This window comes from Pseudoneobacillus rhizosphaerae (genome assembly GCF_917563885.1).
Taxonomy (GTDB): domain Bacteria; phylum Bacillota; class Bacilli; order Bacillales; family Cytobacillaceae; genus Pseudoneobacillus; species Pseudoneobacillus rhizosphaerae.
In genome coordinates this window covers 1-16,490 of sequence record NZ_CAKJTG010000038.1, presented here as the reverse complement: position 1 = coordinate 16,490, position 16,490 = coordinate 1, and the positions used below count along the sequence as shown (strand labels likewise).

At 40.0% G+C, this 16,490-nt stretch carries 14 protein-coding genes; 12 read left to right on the top strand and 2 right to left on the bottom strand.

Features of this window, described 5'->3' with window-relative positions; all coding sequences use genetic code 11:
- Positions 1-179 precede the first annotated feature (179 nt).
- The 4 genes from purM to purD are packed head-to-tail and all read left to right on the top strand — an operon-like array spanning position 180 to position 4,679.
- Positions 180-1,226 (top strand): phosphoribosylformylglycinamidine cyclo-ligase, encoded by a 1,047-nt coding sequence (gene purM, locus LRP83_RS21335; protein ID WP_230498854.1) that lies wholly within the window; start codon positions 180-182, stop codon positions 1,224-1,226.
- The gene (gene purN / locus LRP83_RS21330; RefSeq protein WP_230498853.1) at positions 1,223-1,795 is read left to right on the top strand and encodes a phosphoribosylglycinamide formyltransferase; all 573 of its coding nucleotides are present in this window, start codon (positions 1,223-1,225) and stop codon (positions 1,793-1,795) included. Before purM ends, purN begins: the two co-directional genes overlap by 4 nt.
- Before the next feature lie 54 nt (positions 1,796-1,849).
- Positions 1,850-3,388 (top strand): bifunctional phosphoribosylaminoimidazolecarboxamide formyltransferase/IMP cyclohydrolase, encoded by a 1,539-nt coding sequence (gene purH / locus LRP83_RS21325; RefSeq protein ID WP_230498852.1) that lies wholly within the window; start codon positions 1,850-1,852, stop codon positions 3,386-3,388.
- 13 nt (positions 3,389-3,401) lie between these two features.
- The gene (gene purD, locus LRP83_RS21320; protein WP_230498851.1) at positions 3,402-4,679 is read left to right on the top strand and encodes a phosphoribosylamine--glycine ligase; all 1,278 of its coding nucleotides are present in this window, start codon (positions 3,402-3,404) and stop codon (positions 4,677-4,679) included.
- Here the strand turns inward: purD and LRP83_RS23340 are convergent.
- Both LRP83_RS23340 and LRP83_RS21315 read right to left on the bottom strand, forming a co-directional pair.
- The gene (locus LRP83_RS23340; protein ID WP_354002366.1) at positions 4,651-4,737 is read right to left on the bottom strand and encodes an EYxxD motif small membrane protein; all 87 of its coding nucleotides are present in this window, start codon (positions 4,735-4,737) and stop codon (positions 4,651-4,653) included. The genes purD and LRP83_RS23340 overlap by 29 nt on opposite strands.
- A 98-nt stretch (positions 4,738-4,835) precedes the next feature.
- Positions 4,836-5,105: a YgaP family membrane protein gene (locus tag LRP83_RS21315; RefSeq protein ID WP_230498850.1), complete on the bottom strand. Its 270-nt coding sequence runs from the start codon at positions 5,103-5,105 to the stop codon at positions 4,836-4,838.
- A gap of 147 nt (positions 5,106-5,252) precedes the next feature.
- Here LRP83_RS21315 and LRP83_RS21310 point away from each other — a divergent pair, with 147 nt between their 5' ends.
- The 8 genes from LRP83_RS21310 to LRP83_RS21275 form a co-directional block, all read left to right on the top strand.
- Entirely contained in the window at positions 5,253-6,995 is a 1,743-nt protein-coding gene (locus tag LRP83_RS21310) for an adenine deaminase C-terminal domain-containing protein (RefSeq protein WP_230498849.1), read from the top strand.
- 101 nt (positions 6,996-7,096) lie between these two features.
- Positions 7,097-8,161: a DUF3048 domain-containing protein gene (locus LRP83_RS21305; protein WP_230498848.1), complete on the top strand. Its 1,065-nt coding sequence runs from the start codon at positions 7,097-7,099 to the stop codon at positions 8,159-8,161.
- A gap of 12 nt (positions 8,162-8,173) precedes the next feature.
- Positions 8,174-8,488 carry a YerC/YecD family TrpR-related protein gene (locus LRP83_RS21300; protein ID WP_230498847.1) on the top strand — a complete coding sequence of 105 codons (315 nt, stop codon included), beginning with the start codon at positions 8,174-8,176 and terminating at the stop codon, positions 8,486-8,488.
- Between the two features lie 898 nt (positions 8,489-9,386).
- Complete coding sequence (pcrB, locus tag LRP83_RS21295) at positions 9,387-10,076, top strand: heptaprenylglyceryl phosphate synthase (protein ID WP_230498846.1); 690 nt, start codon at positions 9,387-9,389, stop codon at positions 10,074-10,076.
- 64 nt (positions 10,077-10,140) lie between these two features.
- Positions 10,141-12,369 carry a DNA helicase PcrA gene (pcrA, locus tag LRP83_RS21290; RefSeq protein ID WP_230498845.1) on the top strand — a complete coding sequence of 743 codons (2,229 nt, stop codon included), beginning with the start codon at positions 10,141-10,143 and terminating at the stop codon, positions 12,367-12,369.
- 179 nt (positions 12,370-12,548) lie between these two features.
- Positions 12,549-14,543: an NAD-dependent DNA ligase LigA gene (gene ligA / locus LRP83_RS21285; RefSeq protein WP_230498844.1), complete on the top strand. Its 1,995-nt coding sequence runs from the start codon at positions 12,549-12,551 to the stop codon at positions 14,541-14,543.
- A gap of 14 nt (positions 14,544-14,557) precedes the next feature.
- Positions 14,558-15,730, top strand: a complete 1,173-nt coding sequence (locus tag LRP83_RS21280) for a CamS family sex pheromone protein (RefSeq protein ID WP_230498843.1) — start codon at positions 14,558-14,560, stop codon at positions 15,728-15,730.
- 228 nt (positions 15,731-15,958) lie between these two features.
- The coding region (locus LRP83_RS21275; RefSeq protein WP_230498842.1) for an aldehyde dehydrogenase family protein at positions 15,959-16,490 on the top strand (532 nt) is incomplete at its 3' end.

Below are 16,490 nucleotides of genomic sequence, written 5' to 3'. Positions count from 1 at the left end.
ATTTGTTCAATGGGTTAAAGATGTGACAGATATGTGAAATAGTCGGAATTAATCAGAAATTAGTCAGAATAGACTCATAAATGGTCGGAATAAAACCGAAAACAGTCGGAATAAACGTAATTTTAGTCGGAATCAATCTTCTGTAAGTCTAATTAAACCCTTTTTAGGAGGTTAGTAGAATGGCAAATGCCTATAAACAGGCTGGTGTAGATATCGAAGCAGGCTATGAAGCGGTTGAGCGCATGAAAAAGCATGTAAAGCGGACGATTCGTCCTGAGGTAATGGGCGGTCTTGGTGGTTTTGGCGGCATGTTTGACCTTTCTGCATTACAGCTGAAGGAACCAGTATTAGTTTCAGGGACGGATGGAGTAGGGACGAAACTGAAGATTGCCTTTGCGATGGATCGACATGATACCGTTGGGATTGATTTAGTCGCGATGTGTGTGAATGATATTATCGTCCAGGGGGCTGAACCCTTATATTTTTTAGATTACATTGCTTGCGGTAAGGCAGATCCTGAGAAAATTGAAATGATCGTGAAGGGAATTTCAGAAGGCTGTGTTCAAGCAGGGGCTGCATTGATTGGCGGCGAAACGGCAGAAATGCCTGGAATGTACCAAGATGGCGAATATGATTTAGCAGGTTATGTGACAGGGGCTTGTGAAAAATCTAAGCTTGTGACGGGTGATGAAATAAAGCCAGGAAATGTATTAATTGGATTAGCTTCAAGTGGAGTTCATAGCAATGGATTTTCGCTTGTTCGTAAAGTGGTAGAGGATAATCAGCTCCAATTCACTGACTTTATTAGTGAGTTAGATGGGACATTAGGTGAGGTTCTTCTAAAACCGACGAAAATCTATGTGAAATCCATTTTGCAATTACTAGAAACATTCAAAATTAACGGTATGTCTCACATTACAGGTGGCGGATTTATTGAAAATATTCCTAGGATGCTTCCAGAAGGAACGGGGGTAATCATTCGTGAGAACACCTGGCCGATCCTACCGATTTTTAATTTCCTTCAAGAAAAAGGGAAGATCACTCAAATGGATATGTTCAATATTTTTAATATGGGAATTGGATTTGTGCTAGCGGTAGAAGCGGAAGAGGCTCAGAATATTATTCAGTATTTAGAGGCAATGGGTGAAAAGGCGTTTGAAATTGGTAAAGTGGTTGAAGGGAAAGGCATTGAATTTGTAGCTACACAAGAAGAGGCAGCCGTATGAAAAAAATAGCCATCTTCGCTTCAGGGAGCGGGAGTAATTTTCAAGCAATTGTGGATGCCATCCAAGGTGGACAATTAGCAGCAGAGGTTTCCTTGCTTGTATGTGACCGACCAGGTGCATTTGTATTGGAAAGGGCTGAACGTTATTCTATTCCAACCATTTCTGTGGCTCCTAAAAATTATCCAAGTAAACTGGAATATGAATTGGATATTTTGAAAGAGTTGAGGGCTAGGGAAATTGACTTCATCGTTCTTGCGGGCTATATGCGACTAATTGGAACAACTCTATTAAATGAGTTTGAAGGAAGAATCGTAAACATCCATCCATCCTTATTACCTGCTTTCCCAGGTAAAGATGCCATCGGTCAAGCCATTACAGCAAAAGTCCAAGTAAGTGGTGTCACCATCCACTTCGTAGACGAAGGAATGGATACAGGACCCATCATCGAACAACGCGAAATACCCTTAACCGAAGATGAAACAAAAGAAACACTTCAGAAAAAAATTCACCATATCGAACACCAGCTATACCCAGAAACATTACAACGTCTCTTTACCACTTTAAAGTAACGGGGGACTGTCCCCAAGTGCTTTACTGCGTTAAAGAAGGAGGAGGATGACAGGATGAATAGAAAACGTGCGCTTATTAGTGTTTCCGATAAAAATGGGGTTGTTGAGTTTGCCAGAGGATTGACCCAGCTTGGTTTTGAGATTATTTCTACTGGTGGGACAAAGAAATCATTATTAGATAATGGTGTTCCTGTTATCGGTGTAAGTGATGTTACCGATTTCCCCGAAATTTTAGAAGGCAGAGTGAAGACACTCCATCCGTTTATCCATGGTGGTTTACTAGCAAAGCAAGATGATAAAGGGCACCAACAGCAATTAGCAGAGCACGGAATTACACCAATTGATGTCGTTTGTGTCAATCTTTATCCCTTTAAAGAAACGATTTCAAAGCCTGATGTGACTGTGGAGGATGCGATTGAAAACATTGACATCGGAGGTCCGACAATGCTCAGAGCTTCAGCTAAGAACCACGAATATGTCACGGTAGTGGTGGATCCAGCAGACTACGGAACTATCTTAACAGAACTGCAACAAAATGGAGAAACTGAAAAAGCTACAAGAAGACGTCTAGCGGCAAAGGTATTCCGACACACAGCAGCTTATGATGCGTTAATTTCACAATTTATGACTGATCTTGTGCAAGAGGAAGCTCCAGAAAATGTAACCTTTACATACGAATTAACTCAAAGCCTTCGTTACGGCGAAAATCCGCATCAACAAGCAGCTTTTTACAGTAAACCGCTAGGCAGCCAGTTTTCCATCGCGCGTGCCAAGCAGCTTCACGGTAAAGAGCTATCCTATAACAATATTAATGATGCAGACGCTGCCCTTCAAATCATCAAAGAATTCCAAGAGCCAGCAGCGGTTGCTGTGAAGCATATGAATCCTTGCGGCGTGGGGACAGGGGAAACGGCATTCACTGCATTCGAAAAAGCTTTCGAAGCCGATCCTGTATCCATTTTTGGAGGAATAATCGCTTTTAACCGCGAGGTGGACGAAAACACTGCCCACAAGCTTCACGAAATCTTTTTAGAAATTATCATTGCACCTTCCTTTTCACCAGAAGCACTCAGCATCTTACAATCAAAAAAGAATTTACGATTATTAACGATACCGTTTGAAAAACAAATCGTAACAGAAAAGAAAGTCGTTTCTGTACAAGGTGGATTGCTTGTTCAAGAAGAAGATTATTTCACTTTAGCAGATGCGGAGTTACAGGTCGTAACAAAGCGCCAGCCAACTGAGGAAGAGTGGAAAGCCTTAAAGCTAGGTTGGAAGGTTGTTAAGCATGTAAAATCGAATGCGATTGTCCTCACGAATGAGGTACGGACGATTGGAATTGGTGCTGGCCAAATGAACCGTGTCGGAGCTGCGAAAATAGCACTAGAGCAAGCAGCGGAAAAAGCAAATGGTGCCGCTATGGCTTCGGATGCCTTTTTCCCAATGGACGACACCGTTGAGGCTGCGGCTAAAGCAGGAATTACAGCGATTATTCAACCAGGTGGTTCCATCCGCGATGTGGATTCCATTAAGAAGGCAGACGAGTACGGTATAACGATGGTTTTTACGGGAATCAGACATTTTAAACATTAAGGGGTGTTCGAACGTGAAGGTCTTAGTGATTGGAAGAGGCGGTCGTGAACATGCCATTTGTCAAAAGTTTTCTGAAAGCAATCAAGTCGAGAAAGTGTTTGTTGCTCCTGGAAACCCGGGGATGAAGGATGTTGCGGAGCAAATAGCGATAGTGGAAAGCGACCACGATCAGCTCGTTCAGTTTGCATTAGAAAATGAAATAGCCCTAACCTTTATTGGACCAGAAATGCCTCTGTTAGCAGGGTTAGCGGACCGATTTTTATCAGAGGGGTTAAAAGTTTTTGGACCAACTCAACGGGCCGCATTAATTGAGGGAAGTAAATCCTTTGCCAAGGAATTAATGAAAAAATATAGCATTCCTACAGCAGAATATGAGGTTTTCACTGAATTCGAAGCAGCCGTTCAATATGTGGAAGAAAAAGGTGCTCCAATCGTCATTAAAGCAGATGGACTTGCTGCGGGTAAGGGTGTTGTCGTAGCGATGACAAAGGAAGAGGCTATCGACGCCTTGAAAGATATGCTTATGGACCAAAGGTTCGGCGCTTCATCGGCCTCTGTGGTCATTGAGGAATTTTTACAAGGAGAAGAATTTTCGTTAATGGCCTTTGTTAATGGTACTCAGGTGACACCGTTAGAAATTGCTCAAGACCATAAGCGTGCTTTTGATGGTGATCAAGGACCAAATACAGGTGGAATGGGCGCTTATTCACCCGTGCCACAAATTCCAGATGAAGTCGTTCGAACCGCAATTGAAAAAGTGTTAAAACCAACTGCGGAAGCACTAGTGCTTGAGGGAAGAAGCTTTTGTGGAGTTCTTTATGCGGGATTAATTTTAACTATGGATGGTCCCAAGGTCATTGAGTTTAACGCTCGATTTGGAGACCCAGAAACGCAAGTCATTTTACCACGAATGAACTCGGATTTACTAACGGTCCTACTTCAAGTCTTAGATAAAAAAGAAGTCAAAATCTCATGGGACCCATCACCCGTTATCGGTGTGGTTTTGGCCTCAGATGGGTATCCTGGAGAACTCCAGTCAAAGGGTAGTACCTTCTCGATTCCGGATCATGAGAAGGAAGTAGACATTTTCCACGCAGGAACAGACCAACATGATGATGCTAGTTGGATCATCAATGGTGGTCGGGTTCTACTTATTGCCGCAAAGGGACCTACGCTAGAGAGTGCGAAAAAATCCGTCTATCATTATTTAGCGGGACAGCAGTGGAATGGCCTATTTTTTCGAAAAGATATTGGAAACAAAGCTATCGAGCTCGCTTCCGTGACCGTCTAATATACACGTATGAAATAGCAATAATTCCGCCTATAAGTGCAGCAAGTACAAAGCTCATGTCGGAAAGGTATTCCCAGAACATAAAAATCACTCCTTATAATGAGAATGAAGTCTGACTCGAGGATACCGAGTCAGACTTTTTTTGCCTAGAAAAACTTAGGTTGGATTATAAGGAAGAACTTCGGATGATTCTCCTTCATCGTTGTTTTCCATTTGACTCTCAGCTATACGTTCACATAAGTCTGTAACTGGACAGTAGCGAACAATTCCCTCTGCGACCTTCATTGCACCGATGATTGCAGTAATTAGATAGGAACTTCTCCAAGGGAATTTAACAAGCTTAGAGGTGCTCCAGGCAAGGATGGTTAGTCCACAGGTAATGCGAATTAAAGCGTTAAGAATACCAATATTTGGTTTTATATTCATAATGAACACTCCTTACAAGAATTTTCAATTTGTTTCATCTCTTTAATGCGTTAAACGGTGAAATATGTTAGTATTAAGCTGTAAATGAAAGTGCTTACAAAACGAAGCTACCAATAAAAATTTTACGTAAGGCAGGAGAGGAACCGAATGCTTGAGCAACGTTATCGTTGGAAAAACAAACAAATTCGCGAGCATATAGCTGTATTGGACGGTAAACTCGCGCCGACGATTCTATTGAAAAATGCTAACTATTTAAATCAAGTTTTTCGCCAATGGATGCGCGCGAATATTTGGATATATGAAGATCGTATTGTGTATGTTGGAGAAAGGCTCCCAGACAATTTAAAAGGCTGTGAGGTCGTTGATTGTTCCGATGAATGTTTAGTTCCCGGGTACATTGAGCCACATGCACATCCTTTTCAACTTTATAATCCCCAATCACTAGCGTCCTATGCATCTCAGTTTGGTACAACAACCCTTATCAATGATAATATGGCGCTTGTTTTACAATTAGATAAAAAGAAGGCATTTTCCCTACTAGGTGAACTGCGTAATCATCCAGTCACAATGTATTGGTGGTGTCGTTTTGATGCTCAAACAGAAGTGCTAGATGAAGAAAAGTACTTTTCTCATGGCAATATAAAGTCATGGCTTGAGCATGATGCAGTCTTGCAGGGCGGCGAACTAACTGGTTGGCCGAAGCTTTTAGACGGTGATGATATGATGCTTCACTGGATTCAAGAGGCAAAGCGAATGAGGAAGCAAATAGAGGGACATTTTCCAGGTGCCTCTGAAAAAACGCTAGCTAAAATGATGTTATTTGGTGCTGATAGTGACCATGAAGCCATGACAGGTAAAGATATATATAATCGGTTACTGCAGGGTTATATGGTTTCACTTCGTTACTCTTCCATACGTCCAGACTTACCATTTTTATTAGATGAAATGAAAAAAATGAACATAACAGCTTATGACAAAATGATGTTTAACACAGATGGTTCATCGGCTTCGTTTTATGAACAAGGCTTAATCGACCAAATGATTCGTATCGCGATTGAAAAAGGAGTCCCGTTGATTGATGCATATAATATGGGCACCATCAATGTCGCTCGTTATTATAATATTGAGTATCTTCATGGAAACATTGCAACCGGACGAATTGCCAATATTAATTTCCTAGAGGATAAAACAAATCCAACACCGAAATCCGTATTGGCAAAAGGACGTTGGGTCAAGAAAGATGGAATTCGATGTGACATGAATGATTCGATTCATTGGGAGGAACACGGTCTCAAACCACTCAGGTTAGATTGGGATTTAACGTCTGATGACCTTCAGTTTTCAATGCCATTTGGAATTCAGATGGAAAACGCCGTAATTACGAAGCCATACTCTATTTCAATCGATGTATCATCTGATGAGTTGCCAACCTCCCATGATGAAAGTTTTTTTATGCTAGTAGACAAAAATGGGAAATGGCGTATTAATACAATCTTAAAGGGCTTTACGAATCGTGTTTCTGGGTTAGCAAGTTCCTTTTCAAATACAGGTGACATCATCCTAATTGGTAAAAGTAAAAATGATATGATTAAAGCGTTCCAGCGAATGAAGGATATAGGTGGTGGAATTGTACTTGTTGAGAATGGCGAAGTTTTAGAAGAAATTCCACTTACTTTAGCAGGTGTAATGTCAGATGCTACAATGGAAACAATTATTGAAAAAGAGAAATTACTATTTTCTCATTTGAAGGAATTAGGCTATCATTTCCATGACCCAATCTATTCGTTATTATTTTTTTCATCCACTCATTTACCGTACATCCGAATTACTCAAGAAGGAATCTATGATGTCATGAATAAAATGATACTCTTTCCATCAATAATGCGTTAAAATATAACAGTGTTAAAGCGTTTATCAAATTATTACCATAACAACTAAAACAGCATGAGAGTGAACTTAACAGGATATGGGAATATAGGGGTGTTTACTTTTTGAAGCTTAAAAGATGGATTGTCATTAGTTCAGCTTTGATTTTGCTGCTCACTGGATGTAGTGACAAGGAACAAAGCAAAGAAGCCATTAAAGAAGAACCAAATGTAGAAGATCCTAAACAAGAGAACCCAACAAAAGAACCGGTGGAAAAGCTTTATCCATTTTCGTTTCCTCTAACTGGGGTAGGGTCAGATATAGCTGTTGAGGATAGAGCAGTTGCTGTGATGATCAATAATCATCCAAGTGCAAGACCGCAATCAGGTATCCATAAAGCCGATATGGTTTTTGAGTTGCTTGCTGAAGGAAATGTAACTAGGTTTTTAGCGATTTTTCAAAGTGAAAAGCCGGAAAAGGTTGGTCCGGTTCGAAGTGCGAGAGATTACTTTATCCAACTTGCTAAAGGATATAAAAGTCTTTATATAGCCCATGGCTATAGTCCAGAAGCAAAACAAATGCTCGAATCTGGTTATATTGACGACTTAAATGGGATGCAATATGACGGCACTTTATTTAAACGGGCTAGTTTTCGTAAGGCACCTCATAATTCGTATATCACCTTCGAAAACATCTTAAAGGGTGCAGAGAAAAATAAGTTCTCGATGAAGGGTCAGCCTAACGCGTATCAATTTTACGAGAAAAAAGAACTAGATGCTTTACAAGGAAACCCAGCAAAGTCGATTATGGTTTCTTATTTCTCCAGTGATTTATTTAATGTCATCTTTGATTATGATGAAGTATTAGGGAAATACAAACGTTTTTCAAATGGTGAGCTAACCATTGATTACGATACGAAAGAACGTGTCCTTTTAGATAATATTATGGTTTTAGAAATGGAGCACCGATTCATTGATTCTTATGGTCGTAGGGAGATTAACCTTACGAGTGGAGGAAATGGGTATTTACTTCAAAGGGGCAAAAGGAAAGAAATAACCTGGAAAAATGTCGATGGCCAAATTGTTCCATTTGAAAATGGGACAGAAGCCAAATTAGTCCCGGGTAGAACATGGATTAATGTCATTCCAAAGGACCAAGGGCTTCAAAAAATGGTTTCTATTACAGAATAAGGGGTAAAATACATGCAAATTGATAAATTAAGAGGTAAGGAACTAGATCAATTATTTAACGCGATCCTTTCATTAAACGATATTGAAGAGTGTTATCGTTTTTTCGATGATTTAGCAACCATCAATGAAATTCAATCTTTGGCTCAACGTTTAGAAGTAGCTAGAATGCTACGTGAAGGAAAAACGTACCACAAAATTGAGAGCGAAACAGGTGCAAGCACAGCAACCATTTCACGAGTAAAACGTTGTTTAAATTATGGTAATGATGCCTATGAAATGGCGTTAGAACGAATTAAGGTTGAACAACCTGCTGTTACGGAAGAATAAATTGGAAGGTTGACCGTTAAATCGGTTGACCTTTTTTGTTTCTAGAAATGTTGATTGCCTTTTTGGAAAATCAATTAGTATTAGAGCCCGCTCCCCTTCGATTTAGCCTATGGCAGTAACGTTATGATGCTATTTTTTACGTTTGAGGTCACCCCTGGGAGAACGTAAATTAGCCCAAAAGGGTGAAAAAGCGCCCGAGAACTTCTCACTAACGCGAAACCGGCGTAAAGGGAAGAAAACGTGCACGCAAGAACTACTCGCTCGCGAACGCGAAACCAACACAAAGGGATGAAAACGTGCACGCGAGAACTTCTCGCGAACGCGAAACCGGCACAAAAGGATGAAAACGTGCACGCAAGAACTTCTCGCGAACGCGGAACCGGCGCAAAAGGATGAAAATGCGCACGTGAAAACTTCTCGCGAACGCGAAACCGGCGTAAAGGGATGAAAACGTGCACGCGAGAACTTCTCGCGAACGCGGAACCGGAGCAAAAGGATGAAAACGTGCACGCAAGAACTTCTCGCGAACACGAAACCGGCGCAAAAGGATGAAAATGCGCACGTGAAAACTTCTCGCGAACGCGGAACCAGCGCAAAGGGATGAAAACGTGCACGCGAGAACTTCTCGCGAACGCGGAACCAGCCCATAATGGTGATAACTTCATGATGACCATTTTTTCAGTTTTTCGGGAATCATGAAGTCTTCATGAAGTCTTGATGAAGTCGGCTTTCGCACTTTTCCATGCTTTCGGGAACCATAGCTTTAATCCCCAAATGTGAAGGCGTCACAACGTTAATCCTTAAACAATAAAACCTACAAGTCTTGGGTATGTTTTGTCTATCACGGTATGAAAATGTTATAATGATGGAATGGGAAAAAGTATAGGAGGCGTACCGTATGTATGATGTACGTGAATGGCGTCATGTATTTAAATTGGATCCAAATAAAGAGATAAGTGATGAAAGTTTAGAGAGAGTATGCGAGTCAGGTACAGATGCTGTCATTGTCGGAGGGACGGATGGAGTGACATTTGAAAACGTCCTCGATTTAATGGCAAGAATCAGACGTTTTACGGTACCATGTGTGTGCGAAATTTCGTCAATTGATACCATCTCGCCTGGATTTGATCTCTATTTTATACCGACCGTATTAAATAGTCAGGATCCGAAATGGATTGTAGGGCTTCATCATGAAGCCGTGAAGGAATATGGAGAATTAATGGATTGGAATGAAATGGTGATGGAAGGCTATTGTATTTTAAACGAAAACTGCAAAGCTGCTCATCATACTTCAGCCAATACGAATCTAAATCATGAAGATGTACTTGCCTATGCTCGTATGGCAGAAAAAATGTTTCAATTACCGATTTTTTATCTAGAATATAGTGGTACTTATGGCGAGCCTGAATTGGTCGCAAGTGTCAAAAATGTCCTTGAAACTACAACCCTCTTCTACGGTGGCGGAATTGACTCAGTACAAAAGGCAACAGAAATGGCCGAGCACGCTGATGTAATTGTTGTAGGGAATCTCATTTATGAAAACATTGAGGTTGCATTAAAAACAGTCCGTGCTGTGAAAAAGAATTGATTGTATAGAAAAGTAAAGTTAAAATAGAGAGTAAGAACATATGTTTGTAAGGTGGTGGCAATACATGCAATTTTTGACAGAACGGTTAATAAACGGTTTAAATCCAGAGCAGCAAAAAGCAGTTAAGGCCACGGATGGTCCATTATTGCTAATGGCTGGAGCGGGTAGTGGCAAGACAAGAGTTTTAACCCATCGAATCGGTTATTTAATGGTGGAAAAAGGGGTCAATCCTTACAATATTTTAGCGATTACCTTTACGAATAAAGCCGCCCGTGAGATGAGGGACCGTATAAGAAGCATGATGGGCGGAACAGCAGATGAAATTTGGATATCCACCTTCCACTCCATGTGTGTAAGAATACTCCGACGAGATATCGATCGAATCGGCTTTAATCGTAATTTCACCATTTTGGATACAACTGATCAGCAATCTGTTATTAAAGGAATCTTAAAGGATAAAAATATTGATCCGAAAAAATTTGACCCAAGAGCATTACTTGGTGCGATTAGTAGTGCAAAGAATGAATTGTTAGATACAGAGGAATACGCGAAGCAAGCAGGTGGTTATTTTGACCAAGTAGTAAGCGACGTGTATACCGAATATCAAAAACGTTTACGAAAAAATCAAGCACTTGATTTTGATGACCTCATCATGATGACCATCCTCTTGTTTAACCGAGTTCCAGAGGTTTTAGAATATTATCAACGTAAATTCCAATATATTCATGTCGATGAGTATCAGGATACTAATAGAGCTCAATATATGCTCGTGAAAATGATGGCAGCACGATTTAAAAATCTTTGTGTCGTCGGTGACTCAGACCAGTCGATTTACCGCTGGCGTGGGGCAGATATCGCCAATATTTTATCATTTGAAAAAGATTATCCAAATGCGAGTGTTATTCTTTTAGAACAAAACTACCGTTCTACAAAAAGAATCCTCTTGGCTGCCAATAGGGTTATTGAGAATAACATGAATCGTAAGGCAAAGAACCTTTGGACGGAAAATGCTGAAGGAAATAAGATTTGTTATTATCGTGCCGATAGTGAGCAAGGCGAAGCCCAATTCGTCATTGGAAAGATTAAAGAGATGGTTGATTCAGGAAAACGAAAAGCCTCTGATATCGCCATTTTATACCGAACTAACGCCCAATCCCGTGTAATGGAGGAAGCATTACTTAAATCAAATATCGAGTATGCGATTGTCGGCGGGATCAAGTTCTATGACCGTAAGGAAATTAAAGATATTCTTGGCTATTTACGTCTTATCGCCAATCCGGATGATGACATCAGCTTGCAGCGTGTTATTAATGTGCCGAAGCGTGGAGTAGGCTCTAGTTCTTTAGACAAAATAGCAGAATTTGCAGTCTCTCATGATATCTCGATGTTCGAAGCTCTTAACTCGATTGAATTACTTGGTCTTAGTCCAAAAATTACGAAAGCATGTCGAGAATTTCGTGACCTTATTAATGGTTATTCACAAATGCAGGAGTTTTTATCAGTAACTGAGCTAGTAGAGGAAGTATTAGAAAAAAGCGGTTATCGTGAAATGCTTAAAGCGGAAAAAACAATTGAATCTCAAAGTCGTCTTGAAAACTTAGAGGAATTATTATCCGTTACGAAGAATTTTGAAGAAGTGAATGAAGATAAAAGCTTAGTTGGCTTTTTAACGGATTTAGCGCTTGTAGCTGACATTGATAAATTAGATGATGATGGAAAGCCAGCTGAATCCATTGTGCTAATGACGCTACACTCCGCAAAGGGCTTGGAATTCCCCGTTGTCTTTTTAATTGGATTAGAAGAAGGCGTATTTCCACATTCACGTTCGTTAATGGAAGAAGCAGAAATGGAAGAAGAACGCCGTTTAGCTTATGTGGGGATTACTCGTGCAGAACAAGATTTATATATTACCAATGCACAAATGCGTACGTTATTTGGACGAACAAGTATGAACGCAGCCTCTCGATTTATTAAAGAAATTCCTGACGATTTAATCGAACCCTTTCAGAAGCCAGGGAGAATGGGGACTAGTAGTGGGTTGGCAGCCCCATCTTTTTCTCGGCAAACCGCAGCAGGTCCGCGTAACCCAGTCGTTCGCCCAACGTTACAATCTACAGGCGGAGATGGAATTGGATGGAATGTTGGTGATAAAGCAGAGCACGGAAAATGGGGTATAGGAACGGTCGTTAGCGTCAAAGGTGAAGGTGAAGGCAAAGAATTAGATATTGCTTTTCCGAAGCCAGTTGGTATAAAGCGTTTATTAGCTAAGTTTGCACCTATTAAAAAAGTATAAAAACGAAAAACGAAAAGCGCCTTGCTCAGCCCCGACAAGCATAAGACGCTCCTGGAAGAAGGCATTTTTTGCCTTCATTCCTAGAGTGGCTTAAGACCTAGGAAAAATTGAACTTTATTTTTCCCCCAAGGGGCGAGCCTCTGGAGCTAGACAAAACTCTTTTATAAGGAGAGGGCTAAATGTCAGAAGCTAGGATAAAAGAATTACAAGACCTGTTAAATCAATATAATTACGAATATCATGTACTTGATAAACCATCCATTCCTGATGCAGAATACGACCGTTTATTAAAAGAGCTCATGTCATTAGAAGAGCAATTTCCAGCTTTAAAAACACCTGACTCCCCTACCCAACGTGTAGGGGGAGCGATCTTAGATTCCTTTAATAAGGTAGAACATAGAACCCCAATGCTAAGTTTAGGAAATGCTTTTAATGAAACTGATTTAAGAGATTTTGATCGTCGTATTCGACAAGTTGTTGGTGATCACATTTCCTATGTATGCGAGTTGAAAATTGATGGCCTTGCAGTTTCCCTTCGGTATGAAAATGGCCAGTTTATTCAAGGTGCAACCCGCGGGGATGGGTCCGTCGGCGAAGATATTACCGCTAATTTAAAAACAATCCGCTCGATTCCATTACGCTTAAGTGAGCCAGTTTCACTAGAAGTTCGTGGCGAAGCATTTATGTCCAAGAAATCATTCGAAGCTTTAAATGCAATAAAGGAAGAAAAGGGCGAAGAGTTAGCGGCCAATCCTCGAAATGCAGCCGCAGGCTCCTTACGCCAGCTTGATCCTAAAATAGCAGCTTCACGTAATTTAGATGTTTATTTTTATTCTATTGCGGATGTTGGTGAAACAGGGGTAGATTCTCATAGTCAAGGATTGGATTACCTGGATAAACTAGGATTCAAAACAAATCAAGAACGACGGAAATGCACTTCTATTGAAGAAGTCATCGAATTTGTTCAAGGCTGGGTAGAAAAAAGACCGCATCTTCCATATGAAATTGACGGTATGGTTATTAAAGTCGATTCATTAGACCAGCAAATAGAATTAGGTACAACTGCAAAAAGTCCGAGATGGGCAATTGCTTTTAAGTTTCCAGCTGAAGAAGTTGTAACGAAGCTAGTTGACATTGAGTTAAGTGTTGGTAGAACAGGTGTTGTCACACCAACTGCTATTTTAGAGCCAGTAAAGGTGGCTGGATCTACTGTACAGAGAGCTTCTTTGCATAATGAAGATTTAATCCGCGAAAAGGATATTAGAGTCGGTGACTATGTCATTATTAAAAAAGCAGGCGACATTATTCCTGAAGTCGTCAATGTTCTACCTGAACGGAGAACGGGTGAGGAAAAAGAATTTAACATGCCAACCCATTGTCCGGAATGTGAAAGTGAGCTTGTTCGCTTAGAGGAAGAAGTAGCACTACGATGTATTAATCCTAAATGTCCTGCGCAAATTCGTGAGGGTCTTATCCATTTTGTCTCTCGTGATGCGATGAATATTGATGGGCTAGGAGAAAAAGTTATTAGTCAGCTTTTTCAAGAAAAGTTAATTGAAGATGTGGCAGATCTATATAAACTTACAAAGGAACAATTACTAAGTTTAGAACGAATGGGTGAAAAATCAGCTACTAATTTATTGAGTGCGATAGATGTATCCAAGCAAAACTCACTAGAAAAATTGTTATTTGGACTCGGTATACGTCATGTTGGAGCAAAAGCTGCAAAAACATTAGCCCAACAATTTGAGGCGATGGATCGCTTATCTACTGCTACTAAAGAAGAATTAACGGCGATCAATGAAATAGGCGATAAAATGGCTGACTCGATCGTGACTTATTTTGAAAACGAAGTAGTACATGAGTTAATCGCAGAACTTAAATCTTATGAGGTTAACATGGATTATAAAGGTCCGAAACTAGTTTCTATAACCAACTCTGACTCGTTCTTTGCAGGAAAAACCGTTGTTCTAACAGGAAAATATGAGCAACTATCACGAAATGAAGCAAAAGATAAATTAGAGGCATTAGGAGCAAAGGTAGCAGGCAGTGTGAGTAAAAAAACAGACTTAGTCATTGCAGGCGAAGATGCAGGGTCAAAACTAACGAAAGCACAAGAATTAGGTATTGAAATCTGGAGTGAAGAGCAATTACTCTTAGAACTCCAAAAATAAAGGTGGGGATTGAAGTGAAACCATTATTCATGGTTCTACTGTCCCTCTTTCTTTTGCTAAGCGGATGCGCGCCGAATTTTAACAAGCAAGAGGAAGTGGTTCAAGAAAAGCAAGATTCAAATGAAAAAGCAAAGGCTATCATTCCAAAGTATAAAATATCCGATGAATTCTATCGGACCATCCTTCCATTTGAACCAAGTAAGGCTAGGGGTATGGTTGTCGCAAGGTTAAATACTCGTAATGATATTAGCGAATTTGAAACAGGTTTAATGAGGCTAGCTCAGCGTTCCTTTGATCCTGATCAATATTTATTTCAAGAGGGGCAAACACTTGAAACGGAAACGGTCAAACTATGGTTAAATCGTAAGTTTTCTCCTACCCAATTAAAGGAAAAGGGATTAAAAGAAGCTGAAAACATTGGCTTTAATCCCCTTGATGATGAAAAGGGCGATCCGAAGAAACGAAATAGTACTCCGATTTATCTGGCCAATATTCTTGAACACAACTATCTAAAAAAAAGTGACAAGGATACCGTTCAACTAGGTGGAATAGTTATAGGATTAGCATTAAATTCAATTCATTATTATCAACCCGAAGATTACGGGCCAACATTTGAAAAGAAAATACCAAAGGCTGACATGGAAAAAGAGGGCAAAAAGATTGCAGCCGAAGTAATAAGAAGGCTAAGAAGTATGTCCGGAGTAAAGGATATACCGATTATGATTGGGTTATTTGAGCAAGAAAGCAAGTCGTCCGTTGTACCAGGTCATTTCTTCTCTTATACCGTCGTAAATAAAGGCAGTACTAATATTGATAAATGGGAGAAAGTAGATGAAAAATATTACTTATTCCCTTCTGCTAATGCAACAGACGATCACCGAGAAGATGTCACATCATTCTTGAATTTTAAGCAGGATGTAGAAGAGTACTTTCCAAACTTTACCGGGGTAATTGGGAAAGCCTTTTATACAGGTGACCAGCTACAGAATTTAAACATTTCTATTCCTATTCAGTTCTATGGAAGAGCAGAAGCGATTGGATTTACGCAATATGTGACGGGACTAGTAATGGAGCATTTTCCAGGTTATATTTCTGTTCAAGTTGATATTTCTTCGGTAAGTGGACCGGAAGCGTTGATTGTTCGGAAGGCAGAACAAGCTGAGCCATTTGTGCATATTTATGAGTAAAAATAATAAACAGCTCTATTACCTTAGGTTAATAGAGCTGTTTTATAGTATTCCGCTAGACTTAAGGAAGTAGTATTGAAAGATAAAGGGTTATAATAATACTAAAGATAGGTAATGTGTATTTTCTTAATATTCAAAAGGAAGCTTAACTCATTGAAGCCTATTGATGAATCATGATAAAATAAAAAGTGGTTTGAAAACGTTCTATACATAGGAGGCGGTTTAACGATGGTACAACCATACAAACATGAGCCATTTACAAATTTTTCAGTGGAAGAAAATCGTAATGCATATTTAACAGGCTTAAAAACGGTAGAAGGTTATTTAGGTCAAGATTACCCATTAGTTATTGGTGGAGAAAAAATTACGACTGAAGATAAAATTGCTTCTTATAACCCTAGCAATAAAGAAGAACTAATTGGTCGTGTTTCAAAGGCTAACCGTGAACTTGCTGAGCAAGCGATGCAGGCAGCAGTTGAAGCATTTAAAACATGGAGAAAAGTAAAACCAGAAATTCGTGCGGATGTTTTATTCAAGGCAGCAGCGATTATTCGTCGTCGCAAGCATGAGTTTTCCGCTCTTTTAACGAAAGAAGCAGGAAAGCCATGGAACGAAGCAGATGCTGATACAGCTGAAGCGATTGATTTCTTAGAATTCTATGCTCGTCAAATGCTACAAATTAAAGATGGTGTTCCTGTGAACAGCCGTCCGAATGAATATAATCGTTATGACTACATTCCGTTAGGAGTAGGAATCATTA

Bases quoted from the DNA above. Each gene is read 5' to 3' on its own strand.
- purH (WP_230498852.1), top strand. From the start codon at position 1,850: ATGAATAGAAAACGTGCGCTTATTAGTGTTTCCGATAAAAATGGGGTT.
- purM (WP_230498854.1), top strand. From the start codon at position 180: ATGGCAAATGCCTATAAACAGGCTGGTGTAGATATCGAAGCAGGCTAT.
- purN (WP_230498853.1), top strand. From the start codon at position 1,223: ATGAAAAAAATAGCCATCTTCGCTTCAGGGAGCGGGAGTAATTTTCAA.
- LRP83_RS21315 (WP_230498850.1), bottom strand. From the start codon at position 5,105: ATGAATATAAAACCAAATATTGGTATTCTTAACGCTTTAATTCGCATT.
- LRP83_RS21310 (WP_230498849.1), top strand. From the start codon at position 5,253: ATGCTTGAGCAACGTTATCGTTGGAAAAACAAACAAATTCGCGAGCAT.
- pcrB (WP_230498846.1), top strand. From the start codon at position 9,387: ATGTATGATGTACGTGAATGGCGTCATGTATTTAAATTGGATCCAAAT.
- ligA (WP_230498844.1), top strand. From the start codon at position 12,549: ATGTCAGAAGCTAGGATAAAAGAATTACAAGACCTGTTAAATCAATAT.
- LRP83_RS23340 (WP_354002366.1), bottom strand. From the start codon at position 4,737: ATGAGCTTTGTACTTGCTGCACTTATAGGCGGAATTATTGCTATTTCA.
- LRP83_RS21300 (WP_230498847.1), top strand. From the start codon at position 8,174: ATGCAAATTGATAAATTAAGAGGTAAGGAACTAGATCAATTATTTAAC.
- pcrA (WP_230498845.1), top strand. From the start codon at position 10,141: ATGCAATTTTTGACAGAACGGTTAATAAACGGTTTAAATCCAGAGCAG.